Here is a 13,927-nt window from a genome sequence, read left to right on the forward strand (position 1 = left end):
CCCCGCAGGGCGGGGCTTTTGACGGGGGAAGGCAAGGCTTGGTCAGGCCATGTTCACCGCAATGAAGGCCAGCAGGAACATCATCACGGCACCGGCCAGCGGCAGGATGACGGGGATGTAGGGCACGACGGCCTCCGTGGCGTCGTCGGTGGCCGTGGCTTCGGTGGCGTGGTTCGCGGCGGGATCATGCGACATGCGGTGCGCTCCTGGCTGCAGTGGGGTTCGGACCATTCTAGGCAGTGTCGGCGGCACGCGCGTCTGGGGAAAGCCATGACGCGCGCGGTATCACGCCGCATTGACCTGCATGCCTTCGGCCTGCAGGGCAGCGATGACCTCTTCGATGTGGGCCTTGTTGCGGGTCTGCAGCACCAGCTCGATCTCCACGCTCTGCGCGGCCAGCATGGTGAAGGCGCGCTGGTGGTGGACCTCCTCGATATTGGCCCCCGCCGCCGCCACCGTGGCCGTGATGCGCGCCAGCACGCCGGGCACGTCGCGTGCGCTGACCTTGATGCGCGCCAGCCGCCCGGAGCGCACCATGCCGCGCCCGATGATGGCCGCCAGCAGCAGCGGGTCGATGTTGCCGCCCGACAGGATCAGCCCCACCTTCTTGCCCGCGAAGTGCTGCGGATGGCGCAGCAGCGCGGCCAGGCCCGCGGCGCCCGCACCCTCGACCAGGGTCTTCTCGATCTCCAGCAGCATGAGCACGGCCTGCTCGATGTCGCCTTCATCGACCAGCAGCATGTCGTCCACCAGGCGCGATACGACTTCCTGCGTGATCGCGCCGGGCTGGGTGACGGCAATGCCCTCGGCGATGGTCGAGGTGCCCATGGGCAGCCCGGCCTGGCGCACGGCATTGAACATGGACGGAAAGCGCTGGGTCTGCACGCCGATGATCTCGATGCCCGGGTTCAGTCCCTTGGCGGCCGTGGCCACGCCCGCGATCAGGCCGCCGCCGCCGATGGCCACGATGAGCTGGTCCAGGTCGGGCTGCTCGGCCAGCATCTCCAGCGCCAGCGTGCCCTGGCCCGCCGCGATCTGCTCGTCGTCATAGGGGTGGACGAAGCACAGGCCCTGCTGCTCGGCCAGCGTGTAGGCATGCTGGCGCGCCTCGGCCAGGGAGTCGCCGTGCAGCACGATCTCGGCGCCGAAGCCGCGCGTGCGCTCCACCTTCACGCCCGGCGTGAAGCGCGGCATGACGATGACGGCACGCACGCCCAGGCGCTGCGCGTGGTAGGCCACGCCCTGGGCATGGTTGCCGGCGCTCATGGCGACCACGCCGCGTGCGCGCTCCTCGGGCGAGAGCTGGGCCAGCTTGTTGAGGGCGCCGCGTTCCTTGAACGAGGCGGTGAACTGCAGGTTCTCGAACTTGAGATAGACCTGCGCTCCCGTGATCTGGGACAGCGTGCGCGATTCCACGCAGGGCGTATCGAGCACGGCGCCGCGCAGGCGGTCGGCGGCGTTCTGGATGTCTTGGAGGCTGAGCATCACGCATTGTGGCGCACGGCGGCCCGGGCGCGCGGCAGGGCACGCCATGGATTCCCCGCAGAAAGCGCCGCACCGGAGCGATCTTTAAAATGAGAATCATTCTTGTCTTTGGGGCGCGCACCGCTCCGGCTGGCCATGGCTCTTTCCTCTGTCCAAACACCTGCACGCCCTCCACGCTGGCTGGGGCGGGGCACGCTGCGTGCCTGCGACTTCAGCGGTCCCGACTACCGCATCCTCGACGCCGAGGTCACGGCCGAGGACGCGCTGCTGGCCGGGCACCTGCAGTCCTGGCAGGTCCAGCCCGGCCTGTGGCTGCATGGCGTGGAGGCGCGCGACCTGCGCACCATGAGCACGCGTTCGCCGGCCGTGCCGGGGCTGCACCTGGTCGTGCTGCTGGAGGGCTGCGTGGACGTGGCCTTCGGCAGCCAGGGTCTGCAGATGCAGGTGGCGCCCGCCAGCCCGGCCGGTGCCCATGTGCAGGCCTGCGGCGCCGTCATCCATTCACGGCCCGGCGACATGTTCATGCGGCATTGGCGGCGCGGCAAGTTCGAGCGCAAGCTCAGCATCACCGTGCAGCCGCAATGGTTTGCCGCCCAGGCCCTGCCCATGGTCGCGCCACCGCTGCTGCGGCACTGGATGGAGCAGCAGTTGCTGGCCATACGACCCTGGCAGCCATCGCCGCGCGCCGTGGCGGTGGCCGAGCAGATCATCCAGCTGGCGCGCGAAGGCTCTGCCCCCTTGCTGCTGGCCAGCCGCACGCTGGAGCTGGTGCACGAGGCCGTGCAGGCGCTCGACGCGCCCGAGCCCGACCCGGCGCAGACCGTGCCGGGCGTGCTGGGCGTGCGCGAACACCGGCGCATGGCACGCCTCAAGGCCTTGCTGGACAGTGGCGGCGACGGCTGCCGCCCGCTGGCCGAAATCGCGCGCGAGGTCGGCCTGAGCGCCAGCGCCCTGCAGCGCCAGTTCCGCCTGGCCTACGGATCGAGCATCGACGAGTACCGGCGCGAGCAGCGGCTGGAACGCGCCTGGGCCGCGCTGGAGCAGACGGGCTGCAGCGTCTCCGAGGTCGCGCATGCGGCCGGCTATTCCAGCGCCGCCAATTTCTCCACGGCCTTCAAGCGCCGCTTTGGCATCTCTCCCAAGCTGGTGCGCGCCAGGCTCTGAGGGCCAGGGTCGCTGTATGGGCTATGGGCCTATGGGCCTATGGACTTATGGGCGCGCTGCGCAAACGTCGGCGGGGCTGGCGCAAACCCCACGGGCGCCGGGCGATGCTGCAATCACCGAACGAAAGGACATCCGTCAATGACACAGCTGCAGGCACGCACTTCGGTGCGCATGGACAGGGCCGAGGAGGCCATCGCCGCCATCGTCGGGCACATGCAGGAGCACGACATCACCGTGCGCCGCGAAGGCTCGCGCTGGGTGGCCGACTACGAAGGCGGCCAGGGCCAGCTGTGGCTGGAGGGCCGGCAGGTCCATGCCGAGGTGGCGGCGCCCGGCGTGGAGCTGCTGCAGGACATGAAGCTCATGCTGGCCCACCTGCTGCTGGAGGCCACGGGCGCCGCCGACGGCTCCCTGGCCTGGGAGGGTGACGGCGCCGCGCTGCAGCGCCCGCCGGCCTTCCGCGAGCTGCGGGTGCTGGCCGTGCGCGATCTCACGCCGCACATGCGCCGCGTGCGCTTTGCCTGTGACGACATGGCGCGCTATGCGCAGGACACCAACATCCACGTCAAGCTGCTGTTCCCCCAGCCGGGCGTGGCCGAGCCCGAATGGCCCACGCTGTCGGCCAGCGGCCTGCTGCGCCTGCCCGAGGGTGACATGCGCCTGGACATGCGCACGTACACCATGCGTGCGATGGGAATGGCCCAAGACGGCGCCAACGGATGGATGGACGTGGACTTCGTGCTGCACGAGGACGCCGGCCCCGGGTCCGCCTGGGCCGCGCGCGCCCAGCCGGGCCAGCGCATCGGCATGACCGGCCCCGGCGGGCGCACGGCCACCCCGGCCGACTGGATGCTGCTGGCTGGCGACGACACCGGCCTGCCGGCCATGCTGCGCATTGCGGCCGCCCTGCCGGCGCACACGCGCGGCCATGTGTTTGCCGAAGTCCAGGGCCCGCAGGACGAGCAGCCCGTGCAGGCGCCCGAAGGCCTGCAATGGCACTGGCTGCACCGTGGCGCTGCCGAGGCCGGCACCACCACGCTGCTGATCGACGCGCTGCGCGCCGTGCGCTGGCCGGATGCGTTGGCCGGTCATCCCCCCAGCCGCTTCGTCTGGGCCGCTGGCGAATTCGACACCGCCCAGGCCGTGCGCCAGTGGGCGCGCGAGGAGCGCGGTCTGGAAAAGCACGAGCAGCTGATCGTGGCCTACTGGCGGCGCGGCATGAGCGAGTCGGATTTCAAGGCCGCGAAGTAGGCCACGCAGGAGGCCGGCGCCTCAGGTGGCGCTGCGCTCCTGACGCAGCAGGAATTTCTGCAGCTTGCCTGTGGGCGTGCGCGGCAGGCTGGCCGCAAAGACGAATTCACGCGGGATTTTGTAGCGCGCCAGCCTGTCGGCCAGGAACTGCTGCAGTGCCTCGGCTTCCGGCGCGGCCTCGCCGCGCGTCACCACGTGGGCGACGACGGTCTCGCCCCATTCGGGGTGGGGCCGGCCCACGACGGCGACATCGGCGACCTGGGGATGGGCCGACAGCGCGTCCTCCACCTCCTTGGAATACACGTTCTCGCCACCCGTGATGACCATGTCCTTGGTCCGGTCCACGATGAAGAGATAGCCCGCGTCGTCCAGGCGCGCAAGATCGCCCGTGCGGTACCAGCCGCCGGGCGCGAAGGCGGCAGCCGTGGCCTGGGCGTCGTGCAGGTAGCCGTCCATCACGCTGCCGGTGCGCAGCCAGATCTCGCCGGTGTCGCCCGGGCCGGCATCCTCGCCGTCGTCGCGCACCACGCGCATGTCCACGCCGGGCAGGGCCACGCGGCCGATGGAGCCGGCCCGCTCCACCTGCTCCTCGGGGTAGAGCGTGGTGCCCGTGGGGCCGGTCTCGGTCATGCCGTAGACCTGGTAGAAGCGGTCGCTGCGGTAGGCCGTGGCCAGCTTGCGCGCCATGTCGGCGCCGATGGGGCCGCCGCCGTAGACCCAGGCGCGCACGCTGCTCAGGTCGTAGCGGGCAAAGTCGGGCAGCATCTGCAGCGGTGCAAAGTAGGAGACGGGCGCGCCGAAGTACAGCGTCACGCCCTCGTCCTGCACGGCCTGCAGGAAATGCTGCGGGTGGTACTCGCGCAGCAGCACCACGGTGCCGCCCATGTACAACGTGCCGCCAAACCAGTTGTTGAGCGGCGAGGAGTGCCAGATGGGCATGGCCATCAGCGTGCGTTCCTCGCGCGTGATGGACAGGCCCAGCGCGGCCGTGATCGCCGCCAGCGTGACGGCGCGGTGACTCAGCAGGCAACCCTTGGGCCGGCCCGTGGTGCCCGAGGTGTAGAGCACCTGGGCGATGTCGCCATCGGCGGGCCGCGTGCCTTCCATGGGCCTGGCGGCCGCCACCAGCGTGTCCCAGTCCTGAACACCCGGGACGGCCTCTTGCGCCTCGGTCACAAGGCGGGCGCAGGGGTGTGGCGCGGCGGCGACCACGGGCGCGAGTGCGGCGTCAAACACCAGGGCCTTGCACTGCGCGTGGTCGAGGATGTACTGCAGCTCGGGCGCCTGCAGCTTGTGGTTGACGGGCATCAGCGCGGCGCCCAGGCGCCAGGCGCCGAACAGGGCTTCGACAAAGCCCGGCGCGTTCAGGCACATCAGGGCCACGGTATCGCCCCGGCCCACGCCCTGGGCCTGGAGCACGGCGGCCGCGCGCTGCGAGCGCCGCTGCATGTCGGCATAGCTGATGGAGGCGCCGCGGTCGCGCAGAAAGGCCTTGGCGGGCGTCTTGCGCACGGCGCTGTCGAAGGCGTCGAGCAGGTTCATGTCTTGTCTCCTTGTGCTTTGTTGTGTGGTGGGCCGGCGGCCACTTCAGGCGGGCAGCGCGCGCTGCACGATGGCGGCGATGTCCAGGCCTGCCGGGTCGAAGGCGCCCGCCACCATGGCGCCCTGCTGCGCCCCCAGGCGCGTGGCGATGAAGCCGTCGGCCATGGCGGGCGGCGCATGGCGGCGCAGCAGGCAGGCCTGGGCCAGCAGCACCAGGTCCTGCACCAGGCGGCGTGCCTGGGCCTCGAGCTGGTCAGGCGGGCCGGACAGGCGCCGTGCCAGCGATTGCGCCTGCTGCAGCAACGCGGGCTCGCCCGCCGCCGTGTCGATCAGGTCCTGCAGCAGCAGCTGCGCGCCGTCGGGCTCGCGCGAGATGGCGCGCAGCACGTCCAGGCACATGACGTTGCCCGAGCCTTCCCAGATCGAGTTCACGGGCGCCTCGCGGAACAGGCGCGCCATCACGCCCGTGTCCACATAGCCGTTGCCGCCCAGCACCTCCATGGCCTCGCCCGTCAGCTCCACGCCGCGCTTGCAGACCCAGAGCTTGGCCGCTGGCGTCATGATGCGTTTCCAGGCGCGCTCCAACGGATCGCCCTCGTCGCCTCCACGCTCATAGGCCTGGGCCAGGCGCATGGCGATCTGCAGCGCGGCCTCGCTTTCCAGCGCCAGATCGGCCAGCACGGTGCGCATCAGCGGCTGCTCGGCCAGCAGCTTGCCGAAGACGCTGCGCCGGCGCGCATAGGCCAGGGCCTGCACCGTGGCCGAGCGCAGGATGGCGGCGCTGCCCAGCACGCAGTTCAGGCGGGTGTAGGTGGCCATCTCGATGATGGTGGGAATGCCCCGGCCTTCCTCGCCCATCAGGATGCCCCAGGCGTCCTCGAACTCCACCTCGCTGCTGGAGTTGCTGCGGTTGCCCACCTTGTCCTTCAGGCGCTGCACGCGCACGGCATTCCTGCTGCCGTCCGGGCGCCAGCGCGGTACGTAGAAGCAGGCCTGCCCCCCGCTTTCCCCCATGCGCGCCACCACCAGGTGGGCATCGCACATGGGTGCCGAGAAGAACCACTTGTGGCCGCGCAACAGGTACTCGCCGCCGCGCCCGCCGGCGTGCACCGGCATGGCCACCGTCGTGTTGGCGCGCACGTCGGAGCCGCCCTGCTTCTCGGTCATGCCCATGCCCAGCCACATCGATGCCTTGTCGCCCACGGGCAGGTCACGCGGATCGTATTCGTGGCTGAACAGCTTGCCCTGCAGCTGCTGCCACAGCGCCGGTTCCTTTTGCAGCAGCGGGATGGCGGCCGTGGTCATGGTGGCCGGGCACAGCGTGCCCTGTTCGACCTGGCCGTGCAGGTAAAAACCTGCGGCCCAGGCGCTCCAGCGGCCCGCGCTGCTGTCCTCGAAGGGCAGGGAGATCAGCCCCTGCTGCCGGTATAGTCCCAGCAGCGTGTGCCAGCTCGGATGGAACTCCACGGCGTCGATGATGCGGCCGCGCGCGTCAAAGCGGTGCAGCTCGGGCGTGTGGCGGTTGGCCTGCTCGGCCAATTCCCAGGTGGCGCGTTCGCCCAGCTGCTGCGCATAGCGCGACAGCGACGGAATGTGGCGCGCGGCGCCGTTGCGCTGAAGGGCCTCGGCCAGGGCAGGGTCGGCCTCCAGCAGGTTGAAGTCGGTGAGTTCGTCGACCTGGTTCAGGACGTCGTGCGTGTTCCAGGTGTGCCCTGTCTGCAATGTCTGGCCGGTGCTCATGCGTGTCTCCGTGATCGTTGGTCTCAACGCAAAAGTCTAGGAAAAATGCCCAGCAAAGGTGTTCGGGTTTCACGGCAGCAGCCGCAGCCGCCCAAAGTGCGGCGCCGCCCCCTGCAATCGCGCGCGCAGGCCACATCGCAGGCGCTGCAGGACGCCTTTGTTCGGCTTGTGATCGAGCAGGGCTACGAGCGCACCACGGTGCGCGAGGTGGCCGCCGTGGCCGGCGTGGGCCTGGGCACCTTCTATGAATACTTCGGCAACATGGACACGCTGGCGGCCATGTGCATCCACCGCCAGGTGCAGGCCCTGCACGCCCAGGGGCTGCAGACGCTGCAGGACAGTGCCGGCATGCCGCTGGCCACGCGCGTGGACCGCCTGCTGGACACCCTGGTCGACGGCATTGCGCGCGAGGCGCCGATGTGGGCCGCGCTGTTCATGCTGGAGCGCAAGGTGTCCGCGCCCGAGCCCTTCCGCCGCCACTACCAGGCCTATGTACAGCTGTGGGGCACGGCATTGCAGGACTGCGATCCGCCACTGCCCGCGCCGGCCCAGCCCCTGGCACGGCTGCTGCACACGCTGACCTATGGCTGGGTGTCGCAGTCGCTGCTGGCGCTGGGGCCGCAGCAGACGCTGCAGCAGCTGCGCGCGCCGCTGGGCTGGGCCATCCATGCGCTGCTGCGCGAGGCGCAGGCTCCGTCCGCGTAGCGGACCCCGCAGCGGCCCCGGCGGCCTCCAGCGGCGCGGGATCAGACGCGCGGAAAGCGCAGCGTGAAGCGGGCACCGCCCTGCTCGGAGTCGTCGGCCTCCACGCTGCCGCCCTGGGAGACGGTCAGTGCCTTGACGATGGACAGGCCCAGGCCCGAGCCCTCGCGGCGGCGCTTGCCGGGCACCTGGGCAAAGCGCTGGAAGGGGTGGGCGCGCAGCTCGCTGGGCAGGCCGGGGCCGGCATCGCTGATGCGCAGCACGGCCCAGGCACGGCCTTCGATATCGGATTCCACCGTCAGCGCCACGCCCAGCCATGCGCCGCTGGCCGCATGGCGGATGGCGTTGCTGACGAGGTTGGAGAGGATCTGGCGCATGCGGTCGGCGTCGGCACGGATGTCGGCCATGCCGATGTCACTGGGCGCGGGCAGGTGCATCTCCAGCTGCATGCCATGCTGCAGGAGCTGGGGGTGCAGGTGGTCCAGCGTCTCGGCCACGAGTTCTGCCAGGTCCAGGCGCTGCTTTTGCAGCGACAGCTGGCCGGCATCGGCCATGGACAGCGTGTGCAGGTCGCCGACCAGCCGGCCCAGGTGCTCGACCTGGAACAGCAGCGTGTTCAGCTCGGTGTCGTCTGCGGCGATGACGCCGTCGCAGATGGCATGCAGGCGCGCCTGCAGCACGGTCAGCGGCGTGCGCAGCTCGTGCGAGATCGAGGCCGCCGTGGCGCGGCGCTCGGCCTCCAGCGTCTCCAGCGAATCGATCATGCGGTTGAAGGCCACCACCATCTCGGCCATCTCGCCATGGGCCTTGCCGGGCAGGGCGCGCGCGCTGAAGTCGCCCAGCTCCACGCGCTTGGCCACCTCGACCATGGAAGCCAGGGGCCGCGTCACCAGGCGAGACACCCAGAAGCCCACGGCCAGCCCGAAGGGCAGGCACACCAGCAGGCCGATGACCAGGGACCATTTCTCGCCGAACAGCAGATCGCCCGTCCAGTACTGGCCGTAGATCTGCATGGCGCGCGGGCTGTCTTCCAGCGACTGCGCGTTGAGTTCGTCCAGCTCGATCTGCACGGCCGGCGGCAGGCTGCTGTAGAAGTCGCGGTACTGGATCTCCGAGAACACCAGCACGCCGATGGCCAGCAGGGCAATGGTGCTGAGCACGGTGGCCGTGATCCACAGGCCGAAGCGCACCCAGATGCGGTTGGGCCTCAGTCCCAGGGCCATAGCCGGTAGCCAATGCCGCGCACGGTCTCGATCAGGCCTTCCTGGCCGGCCAGCTGCAGCTTGCGGCGCAGCTTGGACAGATGGGAGTCGATGACGCGCTCCAGCGCATCGCTCTCGGGCAGGCAGTGCTCGATCAGGTGGGAGCGCGAGAAGCAGCGCCGGGGCTGGGCCGCCAGGCAGGCCAGCAGGCGGAATTCGGTCAGCGTCAGGGGCAGCGGCAGGGCGCGGCCCTCGTTGTCGTAGACCACGGCGCTGTGCGCCTCGGCGTCGATCTCGATGGGCCCCACGCGGATGGGCGCGGGCGCCGGGTTCTTGCGCGCCTGGGTGCGGCGCAGCACGGCGCGCACGCGGGCCACGACCTCGGGCGGATTGAAGGGCTTGACCACGTAGTCGTCGGCGCCCAGGCGCAGGGCCAGCAGCTTGTCCACATCGTCGGCCAGGGCCGTGACCATGATCACGGGCGTCTGGCTGTCATCGCGGATGGCGCGCAGCACGTCGATGCCGTCCATGCCGGGAAGGTGGATGTCCAGCAGCACCAGGTCGGGCCGCAGCAGGCGGAACAGCTGCAGCGCCTCCTGGCCGTCCGAGGCCATGCGCGAACGCAGCCCGTCCCGCTCGAGATAGGCCGTCAGGATGCTGGCGATGGCGGGCTCGTCTTCGACGACGAGCACGAGGGGGGTGGTTGCCGTTGGCTGTGCTGTGGAGTTCATGGGAAAGCTGGCAGGGCCAGGCGCACATTATGGTGCGATGCCCTGCGTGCCGCAGTCCCTCCATATTGGCTCCACGAAGTCTGCAATCGCGCGCAAGGCTGGCGCTGTTCATTTCCTGCGGGCCCATCAGCGGCTATTGGTAGCTCATCGTGAAGGTCGCCCGGCCATAGGCCATGCCAGGTGTCACGCTGCCGGCCGTCTGCACCAGGCGCGCGCTCAGCGGAATCTTCAGGCTGTTCTGCCCCTGTGCGACCTGGCCCGCATTCCATTGGTTGGCATTGCCCAGGCTGCCGGAGTCGGGGCCGAAGCTCACGGGCACGTTGTTTCTCAGTACCTGTATGCCGACACCCCGGGCCTTGGAATTTTGCGCCAGCGTCAGCGTGCTCGATCGATTGGTGGCCTGGGTGGCATCCGTCAGCGTGATGAAGGCGGTCAGGCGTGTATTGGCTTCGCCTCCCGCGCAGGTCAACTCGATGCTGAAGTCCTTGGCTGCCGTGACGGACCCGATTCCCTTGAAATCGGCGAACGGGGCGGGGGCCATGGTCACGTCGATCTTGCCCGTGGACACCCGGCAGGTCGGCGGCCTGGGGCGGCTGCTGACGTTGACGGTGATGCCACTTGAAAAGAATACCGTGGCCAGCAAGTCACGGGCATTGCTGGTCCCTGAGTAGATTCGTGCGAAGCTGCCATTCAGGGAACCGCCAGATGTGAGTTCCCCGGTTTTCACGAGCTCGATGGTCATGTTGTTGCTTGGCAGTGAATGGAATATGCCCTGTTTCAGCATGGACCCTGAATAAGGCGCGGCTCTTTCCCACGTGATTCTCATGCCCAGACTGGGGATGGCGGTGGAATATATTCCACCGCTTTCCGTTCCAATGCCTTCTATGTAATAAAAATCATTGTCGCAAGAAATGTGGTAGCTGCCGGCCCCGGTATTTTGCAAAGCCATTGTCCTGGAATAGACAACGCTGCCAATCGGATAATTTTCATTGACGATGGTGGGGGTGTTGGCTGAACCCGGAAACTGGGCATTCCAGCCCTGGGAGGAACAACGGGCCCAGGATGAAATAGGGGCCATACAGAACATCAAGAGGAGAGGCGTGGCCAATCCATGGCGCAAGATGGCTGTGAAAGACATGCTGTGAACTCCAGCCTGGAAGATATGGATCAATGCCTTGGGACAGGTGGCATAGGGCGCGATATCCGGCCAATGTACTGACCTGCATGCGGCCTTGGAATTGGAGCGTTCTGAAAATAAACTCGGAATCATCCGAGTCCACAGTGATCGGGCGGTCCGCAACTGGCTCTCGCCCGGGTTGGGGCAGAGAGGCTCCCGCAAGGCGTCGCGTTCTCCATGTTTCCTCCATAAAGCCTGCAACCTCGCGCAAGCTTGGCCGCGTCCAATGGCTATCCGGGGACATGGTTCCCTGGCCTCGTTTTCCCGGCCCTTCCCTCGATCATCCCCTCCCGCCTGTCCATCCCGTGAACCACGCCGCCGCGACGCATCGCCTCTCCAGCCTGTGCCTGGGCGCCGCCCTGGCGCTGGCCGGTTGCTCCTCGCCGCCTCCGGCGCAGCTTGACGGCTCGGTGCCCACGCAGTGGACGCAGCCCTTGCCCGCCGCCGCGCCGGGTGCACCTGGCTCGGCCGCAGCGCCCGACCTGCAGGGCTGGTGGAAGGCCTGGGGCGACGAATCCCTCAACACCCTGGTCGAGGAGGCGCTGGCCGCCAACCTCGACCTGTCCCAGGCCCAGTCGCGCCTGCGCCAGCAACGGCTGCTGGCCGGCACGGCCGGCTCGGCCTTCCGGCCCGTGTTCACGGCCGGTGCGCGCACGCTGCAGGACATTGCGGCCATCGACTCGTATTTCCACGCCAGCATCGACGTGAGCTGGGACCTGGGCCTGTTCGGCGCCCGCGAGGCCGGCGAGCGCAATGCCGCCGCCTCCGTGCTTGACGCACGGGGTCGCCTGCAGGCGGCCCGCGTGGCCCTGGTGGCCGATGTGGTCCACCGCTATCTGGACATCCGCATGGCCCAGCGCCAGCGCGCCCTGATCGACGAACAGGCACTGCTGGATGCGCGTGCCCTGCAACTGGCCCAGGTGCGCCAGCAGCAGCGCCTGGGCACGGCAGAGGCCGTGCACCAGCTGCAACTGCAGGCCGGCCAGAGCGCCGCCTTGCGTGCCAGCCTGCGCGAAACCCAGGCCCGCAGCGCCCACATGCTGGCCGCCTTGCTGGGCCGCACGCGGCCCGATGCCCAGTGGCTGCAGGCCGATGCGAAGGCCCCGCTGCCCGGTGCCCAGGCACTGGGCGTGGCCGCCCTGCCGGCCGACCTGCTGCGCACGCGGCCCGACATCCAGGTGGCGCAGGCCGCCGTGGAACGCGCGGCGGCCGAGCAGGGCATAGCGCATGCCGCGCTGTACCCGCGCTTCGTGCTCGGCGGCTCGCTGCTGTACTCGTTCAACATCACCCAGAACTACCGCACCACGCAGGACAACGCACCCACCTTCGGGCCGCAGATCGACATTCCCCTGTTCGACTGGGGCCGCCGCCGCTCGCAGGCCGACGCCAGCGAGCTGGCGCTGCAGGCCGCCGTCCAGGCCTACCGCCAGAGCGTGCTCGACGGCGTGGCCGAGGTCGAGTCCGCACTGGCCGCGCTGGACGCCCAGCGCGAGCGCATTGCCTCGCTGCAGTCCACCCAGCAGGTGCTGGCCGAGCGCGAGCGCGTGCAGGACCAGCGCCTGAAGCTGGGCCTGGACAGCGAATTCGGCGGCCTGGCGCCCCGTCGCGCCGCGCTGCAGGCGCGCAGCGAGCAGACCACGGCCCTGGCCGCCCATGCGCTGGCCTATGTGGCGCTGTACAAGGCCCTGGGCGGCGCGCCGCTGCCGGCCGAGGACAGGGACGACGCCGACAGCGGCATGGCGCGGCCGGCTCCACAGGCAGAAGGGGCGCCCTCATGATCGCCCTGGCACGCAAGACGCTGGTGCACGAGTGGCGCCGCTTCATTCCCTCCGTCTTCGCGGTGGGCTTCTCCGGCGTGCTGCTGGCCATGCAGGCCGCGCTGGTGCTGGGCATCTTCGGATCGGCCGCGCTGTATGTGACGGCTTCCTCGGCCGACCTGTGGATCGGCTACCCGGGCACGCAGAGCGTGAACTTCGGCCGCACCATCGGCCGCGACGTAGACATGCGCTTGCGCATGGACCCCGATGTCGCGGCGGTCGAGCCCTATGTCTGGGTGGACGGCGACTGGCGCTCGGACTCGGCCGCCGGCGGCGCGGCGAGCGAGCACGGCGGCGGCGTGTCGGTCTACCTGTCGGGCATTGCCACCGATGACGCCTCCATGCTGTTTTCCCACGTGCTCCAGCCCTGGCAGCGCCAGCGCCTGCGCGAGACCGGCGCCGTGATCGTGGACCGGGCCGACCTGCAGACCCTGGGCACCAGCGAAGGCGGCGTGGCCTGGGTCAACAACCACCGCGTGCAGGTGGTGGCGGCTGTGGACGGCCTGCGTGGCCTGGGCGGCGTGAACGTATTGGCCTCGCTGGCCACGGCCCGCGAGATTGCGGGCGACCCCGGCCAGGGCAGTACCTATTTCGTGGCGCGCGTGCGCCCGGGCGCCTCGGCCAAGGCCGTGAAGCAGCGCCTGAACCAGCCCACACCCAGCTTCGGCCCCTACGAGGCCTGGACGGCCAGGGAATTCGCGCGGCGCTCGCAGCGCTACTGGATGTTCGACACGGGCGCCGGCGCGGGCGTGCTGTTCATGGCCGTCATCGTCTGCCTGGTGGGCTCGGTGGTCACCAGCCAGTCGCTCAAGGCCGTGGTGGCCGCTTCCTCGCGCGAGTACGCCGTGCTCAACGCGCTGGGCGTGAGCCGCGCGGCACTGGGCCGCGTGGTGGTCGAGCAGGCCTGCTGGATCGGCGGCCTGGGCTTTGTGATGGCCGCGCTGGCCAGCGCCGTATTGCTGGCCCTGGCCATGGCCTACCGCGTGCCCGTGGCGCTGAACGCATCGGCCGTGCTGGCCTGCGCCGTGCTGGTGGCCGTGCTGTCCCTGCTGTCGGGCCTGGGCGCCATGCGCAGCCTGCTGCGTGCCGACCCGGCCACGCTGCTGCGCTGAAGAC

12 protein-coding genes are annotated in these 13,927 nt (G+C 69.7%); 5 read left to right on the forward strand and 7 right to left on the reverse strand.

Annotated elements, in window-relative coordinates; genetic code table 11:
- Positions 1-42: 42 nt before the first annotated feature.
- Positions 43-195 (reverse strand): hypothetical protein, encoded by a 153-nt coding sequence (locus tag DACI_RS32330; RefSeq protein WP_012202054.1) that lies wholly within the window; start codon positions 193-195, stop codon positions 43-45.
- A 90-nt stretch (positions 196-285) separates the two neighbouring features.
- Positions 286-1,485, reverse strand: coding sequence for a threonine ammonia-lyase (locus DACI_RS00570; RefSeq protein WP_043780198.1), 1,200 nt, complete (start codon positions 1,483-1,485; stop codon positions 286-288).
- 135 nt (positions 1,486-1,620) lie between these two features.
- On the opposite strand from DACI_RS00570, the gene DACI_RS00575 reads away from it, so the two are divergent.
- Complete coding sequence (locus DACI_RS00575) at positions 1,621-2,649, forward strand: helix-turn-helix transcriptional regulator (RefSeq protein ID WP_012202056.1); 1,029 nt, start codon at positions 1,621-1,623, stop codon at positions 2,647-2,649.
- 138 nt (positions 2,650-2,787) lie between these two features.
- Entirely contained in the window at positions 2,788-3,900 is a 1,113-nt protein-coding gene (locus DACI_RS00580) for a siderophore-interacting protein (RefSeq protein ID WP_012202057.1), read from the forward strand.
- A 21-nt stretch (positions 3,901-3,921) separates the two neighbouring features.
- Here the strand turns inward: DACI_RS00580 and DACI_RS00585 are convergent, their stop codons facing one another.
- Both DACI_RS00585 and DACI_RS00590 read right to left on the reverse strand, forming a co-directional pair.
- A complete protein-coding gene (locus DACI_RS00585) occupies positions 3,922-5,442 on the reverse strand; it encodes a class I adenylate-forming enzyme family protein (protein WP_012202058.1) in 1,521 nt (506 codons plus the stop codon).
- 45 nt (positions 5,443-5,487) lie between these two features.
- Entirely contained in the window at positions 5,488-7,182 is a 1,695-nt protein-coding gene (locus DACI_RS00590) for an acyl-CoA dehydrogenase family protein (RefSeq protein ID WP_012202059.1), read from the reverse strand.
- Positions 7,183-7,227: 45 nt separating this feature from the next.
- Here DACI_RS00590 and DACI_RS00595 point away from each other — a divergent pair, with 45 nt between their 5' ends.
- On the forward strand, positions 7,228-7,887 hold the full coding sequence (locus tag DACI_RS00595) for a TetR/AcrR family transcriptional regulator (RefSeq protein WP_043780208.1): 660 nt from the start codon (positions 7,228-7,230) through the stop codon (positions 7,885-7,887).
- A 41-nt stretch (positions 7,888-7,928) separates the two neighbouring features.
- Here DACI_RS00595 and DACI_RS00600 read toward each other — a convergent pair whose 3' ends face one another.
- The 3 genes from DACI_RS00600 to DACI_RS00610 form a co-directional block, all read right to left on the reverse strand.
- Positions 7,929-9,107 carry a sensor histidine kinase gene (locus DACI_RS00600; RefSeq protein ID WP_012202061.1) on the reverse strand — a complete coding sequence of 393 codons (1,179 nt, stop codon included), beginning with the start codon at positions 9,105-9,107 and terminating at the stop codon, positions 7,929-7,931.
- Positions 9,092-9,817 (reverse strand): response regulator, encoded by a 726-nt coding sequence (locus tag DACI_RS00605; RefSeq protein WP_012202062.1) that lies wholly within the window; start codon positions 9,815-9,817, stop codon positions 9,092-9,094. Before DACI_RS00605 ends, DACI_RS00600 begins: the two co-directional genes overlap by 16 nt.
- A gap of 133 nt (positions 9,818-9,950) precedes the next feature.
- Entirely contained in the window at positions 9,951-10,955 is a 1,005-nt protein-coding gene (locus tag DACI_RS00610) for a fimbrial protein (RefSeq protein ID WP_012202063.1), read from the reverse strand.
- Between the two features lie 344 nt (positions 10,956-11,299).
- Between DACI_RS00610 and DACI_RS00615 the strand changes: the two genes are divergently transcribed.
- Positions 11,300-12,772 carry an efflux transporter outer membrane subunit gene (locus DACI_RS00615; RefSeq protein WP_043780213.1) on the forward strand — a complete coding sequence of 491 codons (1,473 nt, stop codon included), beginning with the start codon at positions 11,300-11,302 and terminating at the stop codon, positions 12,770-12,772.
- Positions 12,769-13,923, forward strand: a complete 1,155-nt coding sequence (locus DACI_RS00620) for an ABC transporter permease (protein ID WP_012202065.1) — start codon at positions 12,769-12,771, stop codon at positions 13,921-13,923. The genes DACI_RS00615 and DACI_RS00620 overlap by 4 nt, the downstream gene beginning before the upstream one ends.
- Positions 13,924-13,927 lie beyond the last annotated feature (4 nt).

The organism is Delftia acidovorans SPH-1, from assembly GCF_000018665.1.
Taxonomy (GTDB): Bacteria; Pseudomonadota; Gammaproteobacteria; order Burkholderiales; family Burkholderiaceae_C; genus Comamonas; species Comamonas acidovorans.